A 17,474-nucleotide genomic window follows, 5' to 3' on the forward strand; every position below is an offset into this window, starting at 1 on the left:
GACATTTAGTTGCCAACAAGCCCATACTTTAGCTACTTTTGATTGAGCTTGATAGCGAGCTTATTAACTAACTTATTACGACGCTGGAAAATATTATATTACATCCCAATCAATTGGTTATCGAGGTGATAACGATCATGCGCGAGTACGAGCTTGACAGGTTGCCTATATTTCAAAATGGTAGTTTTGTTTCTGATATTTTATATACAGATTTAATGGATTTTGTAAACCGCAAAGAAAGGGGGCAAAATCTCTACTACCATAAAGTAAATTTTGATCTGGGCAGTGCGTTGATCCTGATCAATGAGAACCATAAAAAGAAACAACGAACAAACCTTACTATGGCCATGGCTGCAGTCGTTACTGTAGCAATGATCAGCGTGGCCTGGCTGTTTTTCAAACAGCAACCAGTTTCGGATATACCCGAAGAAGTGCAAATAGCTGCTGGATCGAATAAGGCAATACTTACTTTGGACAATGGCAAGCAGATCAATTTAACTGAAGCTAAAAGCGGCCTGCTTTTTTCAGGAGAAGGATTTGAAGTGAGCAAATCGGCAGAAGGCCAATTGCACTATAAAATGTTGAATGCAAATGCCGCCAAAAGTTCGGCATACCATACCATTACCACACCTAAAGGGGGACAATATCAGGTAGAACTTGCAGACGGCACTAAAGTCTGGCTGAACGCAGGCTCCATCATTAAATTCCCTGCTTCTTTTGTTTCCGTTAAGAATAGGAGTATTTCCTTGCAGGGGGAAGCTTATTTCGAGGTTGCGAAGGACAAAAGCCACCCCTTTCTCGTATCTACTAAAGGACAGCAAATTGCTGTTTTGGGAACGCATTTCAACGTCAGTGCTTACTCGGATGACAGTAGTGTAAAGACCATGCTGTTGGAAGGCTCAGTCAGGATAGATCCTGTAAACGAATCCCTAAACAGTACTTTGTTGAGGCCAAACCAACAAGCAGTATTGACTGCGGGGAGGATTGCTGTCAGGGACGCAGATCCTGAAGAAGCTATAGACTGGAAAAATGGAGAGTTTATTTTCCGTAAGGAACCTCTGGAGCAGGTGATGCGGAAAATAGCCCGCTGGTATAACGTTGATGTAACCTATGAAGACTCTGAGTTGGGTAAGGTTCCTATCGGAGGATTTTTCTCGAAAACAGAACAATTCACTGAAGTATTAAAAATGCTTGAGCTCACAGCTAAAGTTCAGTTCAAAGTAGAGGGAAGAAGGGTTACTGTCAGTAAATAATGCGTTTAATCAATACTGGGATAGTACTGGTTCTGGTGCTGCTTGGCATTTCTGCCTCTGCCCAAAATCTGGATATTCAAACAAAGAAAATTTCTTTGGCTCAATTTTTCAAGGAATTGAGAAAGCAAACAGGCTACAACGTAGCTTGGAATGAGGATGAGATTGATGCGGATCAGCTGCTTGAAGTCGACATTCGAAAAATTCCCATCAAAACGGCACTTGATCAAGTGTTGGGCAGACTCTCAATGGACTACAGCCTCAATGGCAAAACCATTCTCGTTAAAACTGCGAAAAAGAAAACGGTAGTTGCTGTAAATCCTCAGGTTGAGCCTGATGAACTTGAAAATAAGCCCATCAAACTTAAGGAAGTAGAAATCGTAAGGACCGGGTACCAGGAGGTTTCTAAGCATCGCGTAACTGGTAGTTTCGCATTGATCGACACTTCTTTATTCCAGCGGAGAGTAGGTCCTGATTTCATTTCACGCCTGGAAGGCATCACTAGTGGGCTACTATTCAACAAAAACACATTAAGCAGCAGCTCAGGGAACATCGATCTGTCGATACGCGGGCGGAGTACGATCTTTGCGAATGACCAACCTTTAATCATCTTGGATAATTTTCCTTTCAAAGGTGATTTCAATGCGCTGAATCCGAATGACATTGCCAACATTACCGTATTAAAAGACGCTGCCGCAGCATCCATCTGGGGCGTACGGGCAGGTAACGGTGTGATCGTAATCACCACGCGCAGGGGTAAATACCAACAACCTCTAAATATCTCACTGAGTACCAACTACAGCTTTTCTGAGCGGCCAGATTTATATTACAGCCCTAGTGTGCTGTCCTCCGCTAGCTATATTGAGCTGGAAACTTTCCTTTTTGAAAACGGCAAATACAACGATGCCCTTGCAGATCCCGCAAGCCTGCAGATCCTATCACCTGTGGTCAAGTTGCTGAACAGTCAAAAACAATCAGGTATCTTGATTGAAGAACAGCTGGACGCCCTGAGGAAGAATGACATCCGAAAGGAATACGAACACTATTTTTACCGTAGGGAACAGCGCCAGCAGCATGCGCTTTCTTTAAGTGGAGGTACGGACAAGTCCAGTCATTACTTTTCCGCAGGTTATGACCAAACTTGGGCGGCACTCCGGGAAAACGACAACAGCCGGATGACCATAAACAGCCAGCATAGCCTGCGTCCGCTTAAGAGCCTGGAATTGAGTCTTGGTTTGAACTACGTAAGGGCTGCTGCCAGGGTAGACAGTACAATAAGTAATACCTACAGTCCGGCCTTAACGCCTTACTATCAATTTAAAGATGCACAGGGTAACCCAACTGTTCTAGAGCGGAGCTACAATTCAACTTTCACCGAAGCGGCCCTCAGCAGGGGCTTTTTGAACTGGAATTTTATCCCATTAGAAGAATTAGGTAAGTCCCCTTCAAACAGATTGAGCCATGATCTTAGGTTAAATGGTAGTATCAATTATCAGATCATCCCGGGTTTGAGTGCTGCTGTCAAATACCAATACCAGCGCATCGATCAGCAGTCGACTCGGTTAACCAGTGAGGAGAGTTATTATACCAGAAGCCTCATCAACCAATATGCCTCCTTAACTGCCGACCGTGTTACAGGATATAACGTTCCATTGGGAGCTATTTTATACAGAAGGGACATTAAAGCGATTTCTACCAATTTGAGGGGCCAGCTCAATTATCAGAAGACTTTTCAGGATCATGGGATTTCTGCATTGATGGGTTATGAGATTTCCGAATTTGAAACATCAGGCAATAGCAAGGTTCTTTACGGTTATGACCAGCAAAGCGGTAACTCCATGCCCGTAGATACCCTGAGCCGTTTTGAACTGAACCCCAATGGCAGGGATATGATCAGAACAGGAACAAATTTATTTGGGATCCTGGAGCGCATCCGTTCCGCATATGCCAACCTTGCTTACACCTATCAGGGGAAATATACACTTTCGGGCAGTGCCAGGATTGATGGATCAAATTATTTTGGCGTAAAGACCAGGCAAAAGAATGTACCGCTATGGTCTGTTGGAGGTCTTTGGAACTTGGACAGAGAAGATTTCTATCTTGTAGATTGGCTACCCTCACTGAAATTGAGGGCCTCCTATGGTTTCAATGGAAACCTGGACCGCTCCAATACCGGCATTACGACTTTTAAATACGGCCTCCTTGGCGCTCCCTACACCAATTTGCCCTTTGCGGGGATCATCAATATTGGTAATCCCGAACTACGTTGGGAAAAGATCGGTATTGCCAATTTCGGGATTGAGTTTGGTACCAAAGATCAGGTGCTAACGGGTAAGATTGAATATTACCTGAAAAAAGGCAGCGATATCCTTGGCGACCGGGAATTTCCATCTAATTCGGGGATCAATAAATTACGCGGAAATTATGCCAAAATGGATGGAAATGGGATTGATGTGACCTTGACTTCACAAAATCTGAAGGGAAATTTGAAGTGGCAAAGCAATCTTTTGTTCTCAGCTATGAGGGATCGGGTCAGCGATTATGGCGCGGTAGAACCCGGCAATATGAACTATGTGGGGGCTCACAGTAACGCACCTGTACTAAACAAGCCCGTATACGGAGTGTATAGCTATAAATGGGCGGGACTCGAACCTTCCAGTGGCGATCCCATAGGTGTCCTCAACGGTACTATCAGCAAAGATTACGCAGGCATCGTCAATACAACACCCTTGAGTGATCTGGTATACCATGGCCCTGCAAGGCCCACCATATATGGGGGCTTAGGCAATACCTTCACTTACCGTAAGTTGACCTTGAATTTCAACATCAGCTATAAACTGGGTTATCATTTCAGAAAGACGGCCTTGAACTATTACAGCATGTACAATTCTGCTACTAACCTGGCACAAAACCAGGATTTTGAACAGCGTTGGCAAAAGATGGGTGATGAGGCCCAGACTTCTGTTCCTTCCATGGCCAGCTATGGAGAAGATGCGTTCAGGGACAAGTTTTATATCAATTCTGCTGCCACAGTAGCCCGGGGCGACCATATCCGTCTGCAGGACATCAGCCTGGCTTTCGATCTCGACCACTCCAACTGGTCCAATATACCTGTAAAAAATCTCCAGCTATACTGCTATGCCAATAACCTGGGCATATTGTGGAAAGCAAATCACTTTGGTATAGACCCTGATCTGATACCCGCACCGGGTGATCAGTTATCTAATCCTACGCCAAGAAGTTTTTCGCTGGGTTTGAAAGCAAATTTCTAACTTTGTTATCATATGGGGAAATTGAGGCATTTTACAATGGCACTGCTTGCAGTGTGTTTGGTGGGTACATTCTGTTCCTGTGGCAAAGACTGGCTGGGTGCGAAGCCAGATAAATCTCTGGTACTGCCCAGTACAATTGCCGATTTTCAGGCCTTGTTAGACAATAGTTCTCAAATTTTTAACATCACCCAGGCTTCCGGTTTGGGAGAAATCTCTGCCGGAGATTTTTACATCACTTATACCTCCTGGCTTTCCCTATTCACCACGCAGGAAAGATCGGCCTATACCTGGGAAAAAACGTCCGACTTTTATAAAGGAGAGAAAAGCAGCGACTGGGTAAATGGCTATGCCAGGGTGCTGAATGCCAATGTAATTTTGGAAGGTATTGAAAAAATAAAACCAAAAACAGCAGGACATCCAGATTGGAACAATGTCAAAGGCAGCGCTTTGTTCTTCCGTGCCTTTGATTTCTTTTGCCTTTCCCAGCAGTACTGCAAGGGATATGTTGCTACTACAGCAACATCCGAGCGGGGTTTGCCCCTTCGTCTGGAATACGATGTAAATATAGCACTGAAAAGATCCAGTCTGCAGCAGACCTATGAGCAGATCATTCGGGATCTGAAAAATGCAGCCGCCATACTTAGTACAAACCCGCTCCATAAAACCAGGCCTTCTAAACAGGCTGCATATGCCCTGCTCGCCAGAACCTACCTTGCCATGGAAAACTATGATGCCGCAGGCTTATATGCAGATTCTGCTTTACAGATCCAGGACCAGCTGATGGATTATTCCAAACTTCCGGTCAGTGGTACTTACCTGATTTCCCGTTTTAATTCCGAAGTAATCTTTCAAAGCATTTTTTCTTACGGGATTTTCAATACCAACCGTTTGCTGGTAGACCCCCTATTGATCAATACCTACGCAGCCAATGACCTGCGGAAATCGGTATTCTTCACTTCAGTATCCGCAGGAATGACTTACCGGGGGAGTTACAATGGCGACAAGAGTTTTTTTGGAGGTTTGGCTACAGATGAACTCTACCTGATCCGCGCTGAGGCTTATGCACGTAAAGGGATGCTGGATGCTGCATTGAAAGACCTGAATGATTTATTGAAAACGCGTTGGAAAGGAAATTATACCCCAATAACTGGTGATGACCAGGAATGGGTGTTGCGCCAGGTGCTCACAGAACGCAGGAAGGAACTGGTTTTTCGCGGACTCCGATGGACAGATCTGCGCCGGCTGAATAAGGATTACCGCTTCTCGTTCAATTTGAACCGGACTTTGAATGGCCAGACTTACTTGCTCATGCCGGGAGATAAGCGGTATGTACTGCCCATTGATGAATCTGAAATCGCCTTGAGCGGCATTGCTCAAAATGAACGGTAAAAGCAAAGGGAGCATTACGCTCCCCTTTTGCTCGATCTATTTACTCAAAATGTCCTGTGATTACTGAGTTGGTTATAAAAGTGACACCAGTCAATGGTAGCGGATCTCCGTCGGTTGGAGCAGAGGAGGAGCCGATGTCCCATTGCGCAGAGCAAAGAGTTCCTCCAGCCTCACAGTGGTCCGCCGAGTAATACATGTAGCCATTGGGATTATTCGCCGCAGGGTACGTTGAGTAGTTCACCTTATAATAAATATATACACTACTTTTTTCTTTTGTTTTAAAAGCACTGAATCCAAATGCCAGGATTCCAAGTCCGAGGGCAAAAACTGTTTTCTTTAGGTTGTTCATGTTTTGTAGTTTTATTTGTTTAAGAATCTGCCACATTTATTTTTGCAGGTTGCGGCCTTTACCTGCTTCACGCGCGTAAAATCTTCTATTTCCTCCTCGTCTGCAGCCCTATGAACCCGAAGGTTACAAAAACCAAATTGAACCAGATATGCTGCTGCCAGGTCATGGTGCTGATCACACCTCCACAATGGCAAGGTAATTTGCTTCCAGACAAAACCATATAGGAAAGGTAAACCGTAAATAAGATCATGAGGGCCAATGCAGCAGGGAGACTCCATTTTCGTTTACTATCAAGGATCAGTAAGATCCCGATAAGGATTTCAACCACCGGTATGGCCCAGGCGATAGTCATACTGAAACTACCCATCAGGGGAGACTTAGCCAGGGTACTTGCAAAAGATTTGATGGTAAGCAACTTATTTGCTGCTGTGTACATAAAGAGGATCAGGAAAGCGTACACGATCAAATCGGTGATCACTTGCCTGGACCTTGCTGAAGACAAAAACTGTAGGGGTTTTCTGAATGTGATGTGCATAATAATCCTTTTTTTGATTGCTGATAACCCAAAATTGCGCTTCGAGCAGCAATAAAAAAATGTAGCTTTCTGCCAAAAAAAGACTCAATCCGATGGCAGTATTTTACTGTTTTTCCAGCCGCCGGGCGGAATTCCAAAATGTTTCTTAAATGCCTTGCTAAAATAATAAGGCTCCCGGTAGCCGATCGTCCTGGAAATTTCATGTACAGGTTTATCAGTAGTCATCAACTGGTAAAGACCACTATGCAACCTGATCTTGATGACCTGGCTATGAAGGGGAATGCCAAAGGTCATCCTGGCAATTCTGGCGAGATGCCGTTCTGATACCATAAATTTGGCAGCAAGGCCTGGAAGGTCTTCTACCACATCTGAAGCATAGTTTTCTGCTATAAATTTTGCGATGGCTATTGCTTGATGTTGGTGGTGAAGCGATGTAATGTGCCTGCTGACTAATTTGTTGTGGTATTTATTGACGCAGTTGTTGATGAAGAGGAAGAAATCCTTGTCCTGATTCTGGAAGCAGGTTTTTGCATCTGCTTTTTTAAGCTGGTTGAAAACCCGCTCCGCTATGCCGTAAGCGGGAAGGGTGACCGGAACTTCAGGCCGGTAGGCAAGATTTGAAACAAAGTTTTTCAGATCGGGCAGCTTCAGGCATTTCTGTACAAACCAATCTGACTTGAAGTGAATGAGTAAGATCCTGTGCTTGCCCGCGGTTACGATCTTGTGGTACTGCTCGGGAGGGCGATAGGAAATGAAACATGAATTTCTGTATAGATCTGCGCTTAAAAAAAAGGAAGCTTCAGTTAATGGAAAATCTATATGGAGGTTCGCCCTCAGACAAAAATCGATCAGTTGGATTTTTCCAACGAAGTGTTCGATGGACTGGATGATGATTTGCCCTTCGTCAACCGTGATTTTTTGTGCTTTGGCCATGCGTAATGGCATGGTGCAAAAATCGGGTAAGCTATCAAATGTCAGGTTTTCGGTTTTAACAGAATGCATGTCAGGATCAGTGTTAGTTACAAAATGGTACGGCCTGGAAAGACAGTACCCCAATTTGAAGTTTAAGCGTAAATACTTAACCTAGTACATGGATGATCCTTATTAAAATAAGCTAATTTTCACTAAGATCATTAGCCAGTCAAAACAAACAAACAGGGAATTGATTACTATTTAAATACCTGGGAAGGTTATGGCGGGGATGCTTGTTGATTACTTACATGAGGACTCTGAAAGCAGCTCTCATCGAAGATTTTATTTGCCTGAAAGCTTTTGATAAGATGTTTTTTTTAGGTAAATCCGCTGCGGAAAGTTGAAAAAAGAAATCTGCGAACGCATCATATGCTGTTTTATCGGGTAAAATTTCAGTTTCGATAGGAACTGGGGTGGCGGCGAGAACCACGTCATGACTGCTGCTGTCCCCGCAGTGCGTACCTGTTCCATCAAGACCAATATTTTTCACTAATGAGCGGCCGGGATACAAAGTTAGTTTTTCTCCCAGAAATGCTGCAGCATACCAGCGGATGTCCCAGCAAGTTGTTTCTCCTGCAGCCTGTTCTCTAAGTGCTTGCAGGTATGGATAAGTGTTATTGAAATCGAATGCTGCGCCAAGTCCGCGCTGCTCAATGGCATCAAGCAGTTGCTTTCCATCTGGTTCAAACAATTCCCAGCCCCTTTTCCAGGTCGCCCATCCCCAGCAATCGGCTCCTTTTAAGAAGAACACCTCTTTCAATGGTTGAGTCACCGGATATACATAGCCATGTATGGAGATTACCTCTTCTTCTTGTTCATAGAATTCCAGTGCTTCATTCATGTATTTTAGAAACCATGGCGAGGTTACCAGGTCGTCTTCGAGTACTATGACCTTCCCATAGACTTCAATGATTTCTGTTACTCCGCTGATTACGTTGGCATCCACGCCCAGGTTCTGCTCCCGCAAATGAATATGCACCTTTTTGAAACCACTTACAGATGCTAAATACTTCCTGATTTCATCAACCTGAGGCTTGGCTTCAGCATCTCTTGCTGCGTCTGAATAGATATGGAATTCACTATCTTGTGCGAATACGTTGTTTGCTAGCGCATTGATCACCTGTTTTGTGTGGTCCAGGCGATTGTAAGCAAAAAGTACAATGGGGGCAAAGTTCATCACGCAAGTTATAATTTCACCCGATTAAACACAAAAAGGTCATTAAATACCCACTGGCCTTCCTTTTGGCTGCCCCTTGCAATTACAAACTGATTTGCTGAACGTTTTTCATATAGGATCCGTAAACCAGGATCCCCTTCTTTCTGAAAGATGGCCTTATTTTTACTTGCCTCTATAAACTGATACCTGTCTTGTTTATCTTTTTCTTCATGTCCGGTTAGGCCTGGTGAAAAGTGCTTCACCAGAGATACCAAGCCTTTTTCTGTTTGCTCATAAGCGAGGATCTCATAAAGATCTGCCTTGCCGCCTTTCATCATGCGCATAAAGCCCAGGATATTTTCACCCTCAGGTTGCAGCCATACGCCATCAATGATTTGTCCCTGTGCGGTAGTGGCTTTCCAGTGTCCCTGGATAAAAGCGACATCATTTACAGATCCTTTTGATTGTGCATGAGAATTGAGCGTTATAAACAGTGCACTGGCAAGAATGAAGGTTAAGAGACGGTAGGTGTATTTCATAACTAAGTAGGTTAATTTTTTTTGAATAAATATACAGAATGATATTGAATGCTCATTGTTGTCTGGTGAAATGGGCTGGAATTTATCTTGTGACAGTTGAATATGAGATTTCCGGCTTAATAGTCAAACATTTACTTCATATTGAACGGAATTCTATTAAATTTACCGACAGAACGTCTAAGGGGGTAATTTTAAAGCGGTGAAACAAGGGAGAGATTTGAAGCCAGATTGGGATGCCTTCATAAAAAATGGAGATGCGTCCGCTTTTTATGATCTTTACGCACATTATCATGATTATCTAAATTATATCGGATTTAAGAAAGGTGCCGGTGCAGAAAAGGTTCAGGATGGTGTAAATGATCTTTTTCTCTATATTTATGAGAACCGGGTTAAATTATCGCATATTCATGATCATCACAATTACCTGGTTACTTCCTTTCTGCGTAAATTATTTCGAAGAGAACACTTTAGTGTGGAAGAGAGCTTAGATTTGACCGACCTTCATGAAACTCAAGTCTATCCCTCCGTAGAAGCCCAATATATCAGAGAACGGACAAATGAACAGGTTGCCGCTATACTTAGGAATTATATTGATAAACTTTCGGTCAGTCAGGCTCAAATGATTTACCAGAAGTTTTATTTGGGCCTTTCTTATGAGGAAATTGCGATATCTAATCAGATTACCATAAAAACCGCTTATAATACAGTTTACAATGCCGTGGAAAAACTGAAAAAACTGATCGGAAAAGATCAATTTGGGGTTTTGGCTGCGGCAATTTCATTAATCTCTCTTTTAATTCTATTTATTTTTAAAAACTCATAGGTAAAATTCCTGTCATTCTGCTCTATTGTCTAAAGTATACTGGAATTCCATGGAGGATAAAGATATAGAGCAGTTATTGCATCAGGAAAGTTTTCTGAATTATTGTTTTAAAAGAAATGAAGATGACGTTCGCCATTGGGAAAGCTGGCTCACGCAAAACCCAGATCAAAAACAACAGTTCGAGGACCTCAAACGAATGTTGTTGCTTATGGGAGAGGAGTCGAGAAATCGCATTATGAGAGGCAATTTTGCTCAACTACAGGAAAAGATCACAAGTCCCAGCCCCGTCGTACCTCTTCAAAAATATAGTTTTCTTACGCGGTGGAGTGTTGCTGCCGCAGCGGTGTTCCTCATTGTCGGTTTGAGTTGGTTTGCGTACCATTCTTCGGAAATGACAACCACCACAGCAAAAGTAGAAGATGTTGCTCCGGGAGGTAATAAGGCCACGTTGATCCTTGCCAATGGCCAACGATTGAACTTAGGTAATGTAGCAAACGGGGCAATTGCCAACCAGTCCGGCATTAGGATTATGAAAACGGCAGGAGGACAAATTATCTATCAGGTCCTTCCACAAGAGGGAAAGGCAGCTTCTGCTCAGTTCAATACCATCGAAACTCCGGTTGGGGGACAATATCAGGTAGGTCTTGTAGATGGTACCAGGGTATGGTTAAATGCAGGATCTTCATTGCGCTATCCACTCAAGTTCTCGAAAAATGAGCGCAGGGTAGAACTTACTGGGGAGGGCTATTTCGAGGTTGCACATGACAAATCGGCTCCATTTAAAGTAAGTAATTTCAGACAGGTAGTAGTGGTGCTAGGGACACATTTCAATGTAATGGCTTACGCAGATGAAAAGGTACTAAAAACGACTTTACTGGAAGGATCCGTAAGTATACGCCAATCCGGAACCGAAACCTTGCTTAAGCCGGGTCAACAGGCTCAGCTTGTAAATGGCAAAATAGAGGTAGTTGACGATATTGATCTGGAAGATGTAATAGCCTGGAAGAATGGCTATTTCCGATTTAACGAAAGCCTGGAAAGTATCATGGCTAAAATTTCCCGCTGGTATGGCGTACAGATCGTCTATCAGACAAACATAGATGCCAGCCTAACTTACTCGGGCAAAATATCTCGGTCTAAAAACATTTCGGTCATTCTAAAAAGCATTGAGTTTGACAGTGATCTTCATTTTAGGATCGAAGGGAAAAAAGTTTACGTGACTAAATAACAATTAATAGAATATATTCTTAAAACACATCACATGGATAAACATTTACGACAGAAAAGCTAAGGCAGAAAAAATGCCATCTGAATAGAACCAGAAGTGCCTGGAAGCACCTCTGGCTATAGCTTGGCATTCATCAATAATCAGAATTATTAATTTTTTACTGCTCATGCCCTAAGATTCGAAGCCAAAGGCATGTTGCACATCACCAAACCAAACAAATGTATAAAAATTACACTAAGAAACTTGGTGTGCCCAACGGGTACCTCCGTAAAATATTGCTTATTATGCGAATAACCACCGTAATATTAATAGCATCGTTCCTGCAAGTTTCCGCCGCCGGATTTGCGCAAAAAATTTCGCTCAATAAAACCAGGGCTCCCCTAAACGAGATTCTGAATGAGATCAGAAACCAGAGTGGGTATGATTTTTTCTACAATAATGAGTCCGTCAAAAAAGCCAATCCGGTTACCATTAATGTCAAAGAGGTTAGTTTAGAGCAGGCATTAGCGATTTGCTTCGAGAATCAGCCACTGGCTTACCAGATCGATGATAAGGTAGTAATGATCAGAATCGAAAATCAGGTTTATACTTTTCCTGACAACATGCGCTTTGCTAATATAGATGTGAAGGTACAGGTTCTTGACGAAAAGGGTGAGCCTTTGCCGGGGGCTACAGTTACCATAAAGGGGACGTCCAGAAAGCTCGTGACCGGTGCGGGAGGAACTGTTACAATAACCGTACTCGATGAAAAAGCAGTGCTCCTGGTCAGTTACCTCGGCTATGCTACTCAGGAGGTCACCATCAAGAAAGGGCAGGTCAGCCTTACTGTCAAATTGGTCACAGAAGAAAGCCAAATGAACAACGTGGTGGTCACCGGAATTTTCAATAAGCCCAAAGATAGCTATACCGGTGCGGAACATACCATTACTGCCAAAGAACTGAAGCAATTTCAGGGCAGGAACCTATTCGTTACCCTGGGCAACATTGACCCGACTTTCTATGTCGTGCCAAATAATAGTGCGGGTTCTGACCCCAACAGGATTCCTGATATTCAAATTCGTGGTGCCAGAAGCCTGCCGAACATTGACCAGCTTCAGGATCAGACTGCTGCCGCCTTAAATACACCGCTCATTATTCTGGATGAATTTGAAACAACGCTTCAACGTATGATGGATCTCGACAATAATGAAATAGAATCCATTACCCTGCTTAAAGATGGTGCGGCAACGGCTTTGTACGGATCGCGTGGTGCGAACGGAGTCGTGGTGATCAAGACTAAAGAGCCTATTGCCGGAAAGCTAAGGTTGAGTTACAGGTTTGGAATGAACTTGAGTGTGCCTGATCTCGGAAGTTATAACCTTTTGAATTCGGCAGATAAACTGGAACTCGAACGCCTTTCGGGTTACTACCAGAGTTCCACAAAAACTCCGGAGGCCAACCTCGGCCTCCAGCAATACTACAATCAAATCTTAGGGCAAGTGGCAAAGGGCGTGAATACGGATTGGCTTTCGGTACCGCTGCGGACGCAAATAGATCAGATCCATAACCTGAAAATTGAAGGTGGTGACCCTACCTTTAGGTACGACCTGGCTTTGCAGTACAACAACCAGAATGGAGCAATGAAGGAATCAGGGCGTAAGGCTTTTAACGGAACCATCAACCTTTCCTATCGCTATAAAAGCCTTACCTTCCGCAACAATTTGGTGATTGGCCAGACTAAGGAACATGATTCGCCTTATGGCTCCTTTTCCGACTATGCGAAATTGAATCCCTATTGGGAACCTTATGATGCTTCGGGAAAACTGAACCGCTATTTTAGTCCCTTCAACTGGGATTACTGGACCATTACCAGCAAATATGCCGGTAAGCCCTATCCCAACCCAATGTACGATGCTACATTGAATACCTTCACCAGGCGCAGTTATACTTCTATCACCAACAATTTCCAATTGGAATTCAGACCGGTTGAAAGCATTTTACTGAAAGCTGGAGTCGGTGTGATCGGGAATAACAGTGATGCAGATGATTTTAAACCCGCAGAGCATTCGGCATTCGCTGGCTATGATGACAGCAATTTGTTTAGAAAAGGAACCTATGCATACGGCAGCGGAAAAAGCTTCAGCTATACCACCACACTTTCTGCAAGTTATAATAAACTGTTTGCAGAGAAGCACCGGGTATATGTGGGCCTGAGTGCTGATATGAATGAGAACAAGAGCCGCAATTATGGTTTTGCTGCGGAAGGTTTTCCTGATGAATCTATCGACTTCCTGGGAATGGGGCTGCAATACCAGCAGAACGGCAGTCCTGATGGTTCAGAGTCTACACGGAGACGTATCGGGATGCTCGGGAACATCAACTATGCACTGAAGGACCGTTACCTCGCCGATTTTGCTTACCGCCTGGATGGCGCTTCTCAATTCGGCGTAAACCGCAGGTTTGCTCCCTTTTGGTCGGCCGGTCTGGGATGGAATATGCACTATGAATCTTTCATTAAAGACAATTTGTTGTTTGTTGACCGTCTGAAATTGAGGGGGTCTTACGGTTCCACTGGTTCTACCCAGTTTGATGCCTATCAGGCGCTCGGCACATACAGCTATGTCTTAAATGATCGCTATAAAAACTGGCTGGGCGTGCAACAAAATGCTTTGGGTAATCCCGATCTGGAGTGGCAACAAACGAATAAATATAATTTAGGACTGGAACTGGCCTTGTTCAAAAGCAGGGTTACGCTGGAAGCCGATGTATACCTGGAAAAAACATCCAATCTGCTTTCCTCACTGGAATTGCCTTATTCTAATGGTTTTACCAGTTACAACGAGAACATCGGTCAATTGGAAACACGTGGTTTTGAATTGCGCGCAACTACCATGCTGATCAAAAATGATGCTCGCGGCATTTCCTGGTCACTGACAGGAAACCTGGTGCACAACCGAGATAAGATCGTTAAACTTTCAGAAGCCATGAAAGCGGCCAATGAAAAGCTGGCCCTTCAGACTGCGGGTGATGTCGCTTACAGCCCTAATAAGATCATCAGGGAGGGAACCTCTCAAAATACGATCTATGTGGTGCGCTCCCTGGGCATAGATCCCAGTACGGGAAAGGAACTTTACCTGAACAAAGAAGGAGAGGTTACTTATATGTGGAATGCCCGAGACAGGGTGGCTGCAGGTCTGGACCAGCCTAAGTTTAGGGGCAATTTTAGCACGGCCTTTTACTACAAAAGCTTCTCAGTTGGGGCTTCATTTGGCTACCGTTTCGGGGGACAGCTTTATAACCAGACGCTGATCGACAAGATAGAGAACGCAGACCGCTTGTTCAACGTGGATGAGCGGGTATACCTGGAACGCTGGAAACAGCCGGGCGACAAGACTTTCTTCAGGGGATTAAACGAGACGTTACCAGTGTATGCCTCTTCGAGGTTTGTGCAGGATGAAAGGACACTTACCCTGCAAAATGTCAATCTTTCTTATGATGTAAGAAACCAGAAATTCCTCAGCCGGCTAGGACTGCAGTCGCTCTCGGTAGTGGGAAATACCGGTGAACTGTTCTATGTATCCAGTGTCCGTCAGGAACGCGGACTGGACTATCCTTTTACCCGTCAGTTTTCGCTGTCAATTTATGCAGCCTTCTAAAAAATGGAAATCATGAAAAAAATATTAACCATAGTTATTGTAATGGGCACATTACTGTTCAGCGGTTGTAAGAAATGGCTGGACGTGAAGCCGCAGGGTGAGAATACCCAGGAGGAATTGTTTAAAACACAGAAGGGTTTCCGTGATGCCCTCACCGGTGCCTACCTGAGAATGAAAGGCGGAAATGTATACGGCGGGGCCATGATGTGGGGAAATATAGAGTATATGGCCCAGAACTGGGACAACCCATCTACTGCAAACCAGGCACTAAGTGCGCTGGTGGCTGGAAACTATACCAATAGCACCGTCATCGAATGGTTGGACAATACGTACCGTGACTTGTATAAGGTAATTGCTGATGCCAACGGGGTATTGATCAATATCGATGAGAAGCGAGGGGTGTTTTCTGATGGCAACTATGAACTCATCAAAGGTGAATCGCTGGCATTGCGTGCCTTCTGCCATTTTGATGCCCTGAGGATGTACGGGCCTATTCCAAACAATCCGGGTGCCCTGAAAATCCTGCCTTATGTAAAAAACGTGAGTAAGGAAATCACTGAACCCCTGGTTTACCGGGAATTTGTACAGGCCATACTCGCCGATCTGGACCAGGCTGAACTGCTATTGAAAGACATAGACCCCATCAGAAAATATTCCATTGCACAATTGAACCCCGCGGAGAATGCATCCGACGTAATCGGAGATAATTTCCTGATGTACCGACAGGTTCGTATGAACTATTATGCCGTGCTGGCACTCAAAGCACGGGTATATATGTGGTTGTCGGCCGCTAACGAAGCAGAAAAACTGAATGCAGCCAAATATGCTAAAATGGTGATGGATGCAGTAGATCCTGCTGGTCTGCCCTTATTCAGGTTAGGTCAGGAAAGTGACCGTGCTGCAGAAGATTATACCATGTCGCCGGAACACATCGCTGCACTCAGTGTGTACAACCTGGAGTCCATTGCCAATGGTGCATTTACAGAGAATGGGGCCTATCAGCGTTATGATTTTAATATCACAGACGGATTTTACTACATAAATAACCTGTTCCCCGTTGCAGAGCGGGTCGCAGACATCCGCTGGAAAGGCATGTGGACATACAAGACCGGTTCGGGCAAGACCAATTATGTGATGTACAAAAAATTCATTCAGAAAAATACACTTCCAAAATTTCAGGTGTTGCAGATTCCATTGATCAGGTTGAGCGAGATGTACCTGATCAGCACAGAATGTGCGGACAACAAAACAGCAGCTGAGCAAGTATATGCAGCTTATTGTGCCAAAAAAGGTATTCCTTTCACAGCATTCAATGCTGCAGACTGGACGGGCGACAGAAAAAACAAAATGATCCGGGAGTATGTCCGGGAGTTTTATGCTGAGGGCCAGACCTTCTTTACATACAAACGCTATAATGTGAGCACCCTGCCACAGGGATGGACTTACGCTTATTACAATGCCAAGCCGGAAAAATACCTGGTTCCTAAACCATTGCGTGAACTGAATTACAACAATAACTAATTACGAAGATGAACAGATTTATATATACCCTATTGAGCTTTCTGGCGATAGCAGCTGCAGGTTGTTCCAAAGCGGATGAGTTGCTGTACAATGACATTGCCAGGATACAGCTGAATGACACTTCAGCCATCAACAGTACGTTTGTTTATGAAACAGCCGCGGTAAGCAGGGATACTGTTTACATACCTGTGAACACCATTGGAGATTTGAGCAATGTCGACAGAACCGTTAAGCTGGTTCAGGTCGCGGAAACCGGAGTGGTCGATGCCGCCGTTGCGGGTGTGCATTACCTGGCTTTTGACGACCCTTCTATCCAGCCACTTATGGTGGTGAAGGCCAATGCAGTGAAGGCACAAATTCCGGTAGTCCTGCTCCGTGATCCAAGTTTGAAAGAGAAAACGGTACGACTGCGGCTGGAGCTGGTCGCCAATGCACAATTCGGACTGGGAGAGCTCAGGCAGCGGGCATTAACTCTTGTGTTTTCCGACCGCCTTGAACGTTTCTATTCCTGGCGGGTAGACGGCACACAGGCATCAGCCTACAACGCTTTTGGTAAATACAGCACAGTGAAGCATCAATTTATGATCGATATCCTGGGCGAAAAGATTGATGAAGCCTGGTACCAGATGGCTTTAAGTATTGCTGCGACTACTCATTATAAGAATCTTTTGAAACAAAGGCTGGCGGATTTTAATGCGGATCCGGCAAATATTGCAAGTGGCAAGGCGCCTTTAAAAGAGAGTGCAGCCGTTGGTGCCACAATAATAACCTTCCCTTAAGCATGCATCAGAGAATCTAAAATTAA

General features: G+C 44.2%; 13 protein-coding genes. 8 read left to right on the forward strand and 5 right to left on the reverse strand.

Going from position 1 to position 17,474, the window contains the following annotated elements; genetic code table 11:
- The first annotated feature begins 215 nt into the window (after positions 1–215).
- The 3 genes from WAE59_RS13925 to WAE59_RS13935 are packed head-to-tail and all read left to right on the forward strand — an operon-like array spanning position 216 to position 5,911.
- Positions 216–1,253, forward strand: coding sequence for a FecR family protein (locus tag WAE59_RS13925; RefSeq protein ID WP_337856585.1), 1,038 nt, complete (start codon positions 216–218; stop codon positions 1,251–1,253).
- Positions 1,253–4,522 carry a SusC/RagA family TonB-linked outer membrane protein gene (locus WAE59_RS13930; RefSeq protein WP_337856586.1) on the forward strand — a complete coding sequence of 1,090 codons (3,270 nt, stop codon included), beginning with the start codon at positions 1,253–1,255 and terminating at the stop codon, positions 4,520–4,522. The genes WAE59_RS13925 and WAE59_RS13930 overlap by 1 nt, the downstream gene beginning before the upstream one ends.
- A 36-nt stretch (positions 4,523–4,558) precedes the next feature.
- A complete protein-coding gene (locus WAE59_RS13935) occupies positions 4,559–5,911 on the forward strand; it encodes a RagB/SusD family nutrient uptake outer membrane protein (RefSeq protein ID WP_337856587.1) in 1,353 nt (450 codons plus the stop codon).
- Between the two features lie 40 nt (positions 5,912–5,951).
- Here the strand turns inward: WAE59_RS13935 and WAE59_RS13940 are convergent, their stop codons facing one another.
- The 5 genes from WAE59_RS13940 to WAE59_RS13960 all read right to left on the reverse strand — a co-directional run bounded on the left by WAE59_RS13940 (position 5,952) and on the right by WAE59_RS13960 (position 9,462).
- The gene (locus WAE59_RS13940; RefSeq protein WP_337856588.1) at positions 5,952–6,260 is read right to left on the reverse strand and encodes a hypothetical protein; all 309 of its coding nucleotides are present in this window, start codon (positions 6,258–6,260) and stop codon (positions 5,952–5,954) included.
- A gap of 85 nt (positions 6,261–6,345) precedes the next feature.
- Positions 6,346–6,795 carry a MauE/DoxX family redox-associated membrane protein gene (locus tag WAE59_RS13945; protein ID WP_337856589.1) on the reverse strand — a complete coding sequence of 150 codons (450 nt, stop codon included), beginning with the start codon at positions 6,793–6,795 and terminating at the stop codon, positions 6,346–6,348.
- Between the two features lie 84 nt (positions 6,796–6,879).
- Positions 6,880–7,797, reverse strand: a complete 918-nt coding sequence (locus WAE59_RS13950) for a helix-turn-helix transcriptional regulator (protein ID WP_337856590.1) — start codon at positions 7,795–7,797, stop codon at positions 6,880–6,882.
- Between the two features lie 214 nt (positions 7,798–8,011).
- Entirely contained in the window at positions 8,012–8,944 is a 933-nt protein-coding gene (locus tag WAE59_RS13955) for a glycosyltransferase family 2 protein (RefSeq protein ID WP_337856591.1), read from the reverse strand.
- A gap of 8 nt (positions 8,945–8,952) precedes the next feature.
- A complete protein-coding gene (locus tag WAE59_RS13960; protein ID WP_337856592.1) occupies positions 8,953–9,462 on the reverse strand; it encodes a DUF6265 family protein in 510 nt (169 codons plus the stop codon).
- Between the two features lie 199 nt (positions 9,463–9,661).
- Here WAE59_RS13960 and WAE59_RS13965 point away from each other — a divergent pair, with 199 nt between their 5' ends.
- The 5 genes from WAE59_RS13965 to WAE59_RS13985 all read left to right on the forward strand — a co-directional run bounded on the left by WAE59_RS13965 (position 9,662) and on the right by WAE59_RS13985 (position 17,448).
- Entirely contained in the window at positions 9,662–10,285 is a 624-nt protein-coding gene (locus WAE59_RS13965; protein ID WP_337856593.1) for an RNA polymerase sigma factor, read from the forward strand.
- A 49-nt stretch (positions 10,286–10,334) separates the two neighbouring features.
- Complete coding sequence (locus tag WAE59_RS13970; RefSeq protein WP_337856594.1) at positions 10,335–11,513, forward strand: FecR family protein; 1,179 nt, start codon at positions 10,335–10,337, stop codon at positions 11,511–11,513.
- A 284-nt stretch (positions 11,514–11,797) separates the two neighbouring features.
- Positions 11,798–15,148 carry a SusC/RagA family TonB-linked outer membrane protein gene (locus WAE59_RS13975; RefSeq protein WP_337856595.1) on the forward strand — a complete coding sequence of 1,117 codons (3,351 nt, stop codon included), beginning with the start codon at positions 11,798–11,800 and terminating at the stop codon, positions 15,146–15,148.
- Positions 15,149–15,160: 12 nt separating this feature from the next.
- Positions 15,161–16,669 carry a RagB/SusD family nutrient uptake outer membrane protein gene (locus WAE59_RS13980; RefSeq protein WP_337856596.1) on the forward strand — a complete coding sequence of 503 codons (1,509 nt, stop codon included), beginning with the start codon at positions 15,161–15,163 and terminating at the stop codon, positions 16,667–16,669.
- Between the two features lie 8 nt (positions 16,670–16,677).
- Positions 16,678–17,448 carry a DUF4843 domain-containing protein gene (locus WAE59_RS13985; RefSeq protein WP_337856597.1) on the forward strand — a complete coding sequence of 257 codons (771 nt, stop codon included), beginning with the start codon at positions 16,678–16,680 and terminating at the stop codon, positions 17,446–17,448.
- Positions 17,449–17,474: the final 26 nt, after the last annotated feature.

The organism is Pedobacter sp. GR22-6 (assembly GCF_037402555.1).
Classification (GTDB): domain Bacteria; phylum Bacteroidota; class Bacteroidia; order Sphingobacteriales; family Sphingobacteriaceae; genus Pedobacter.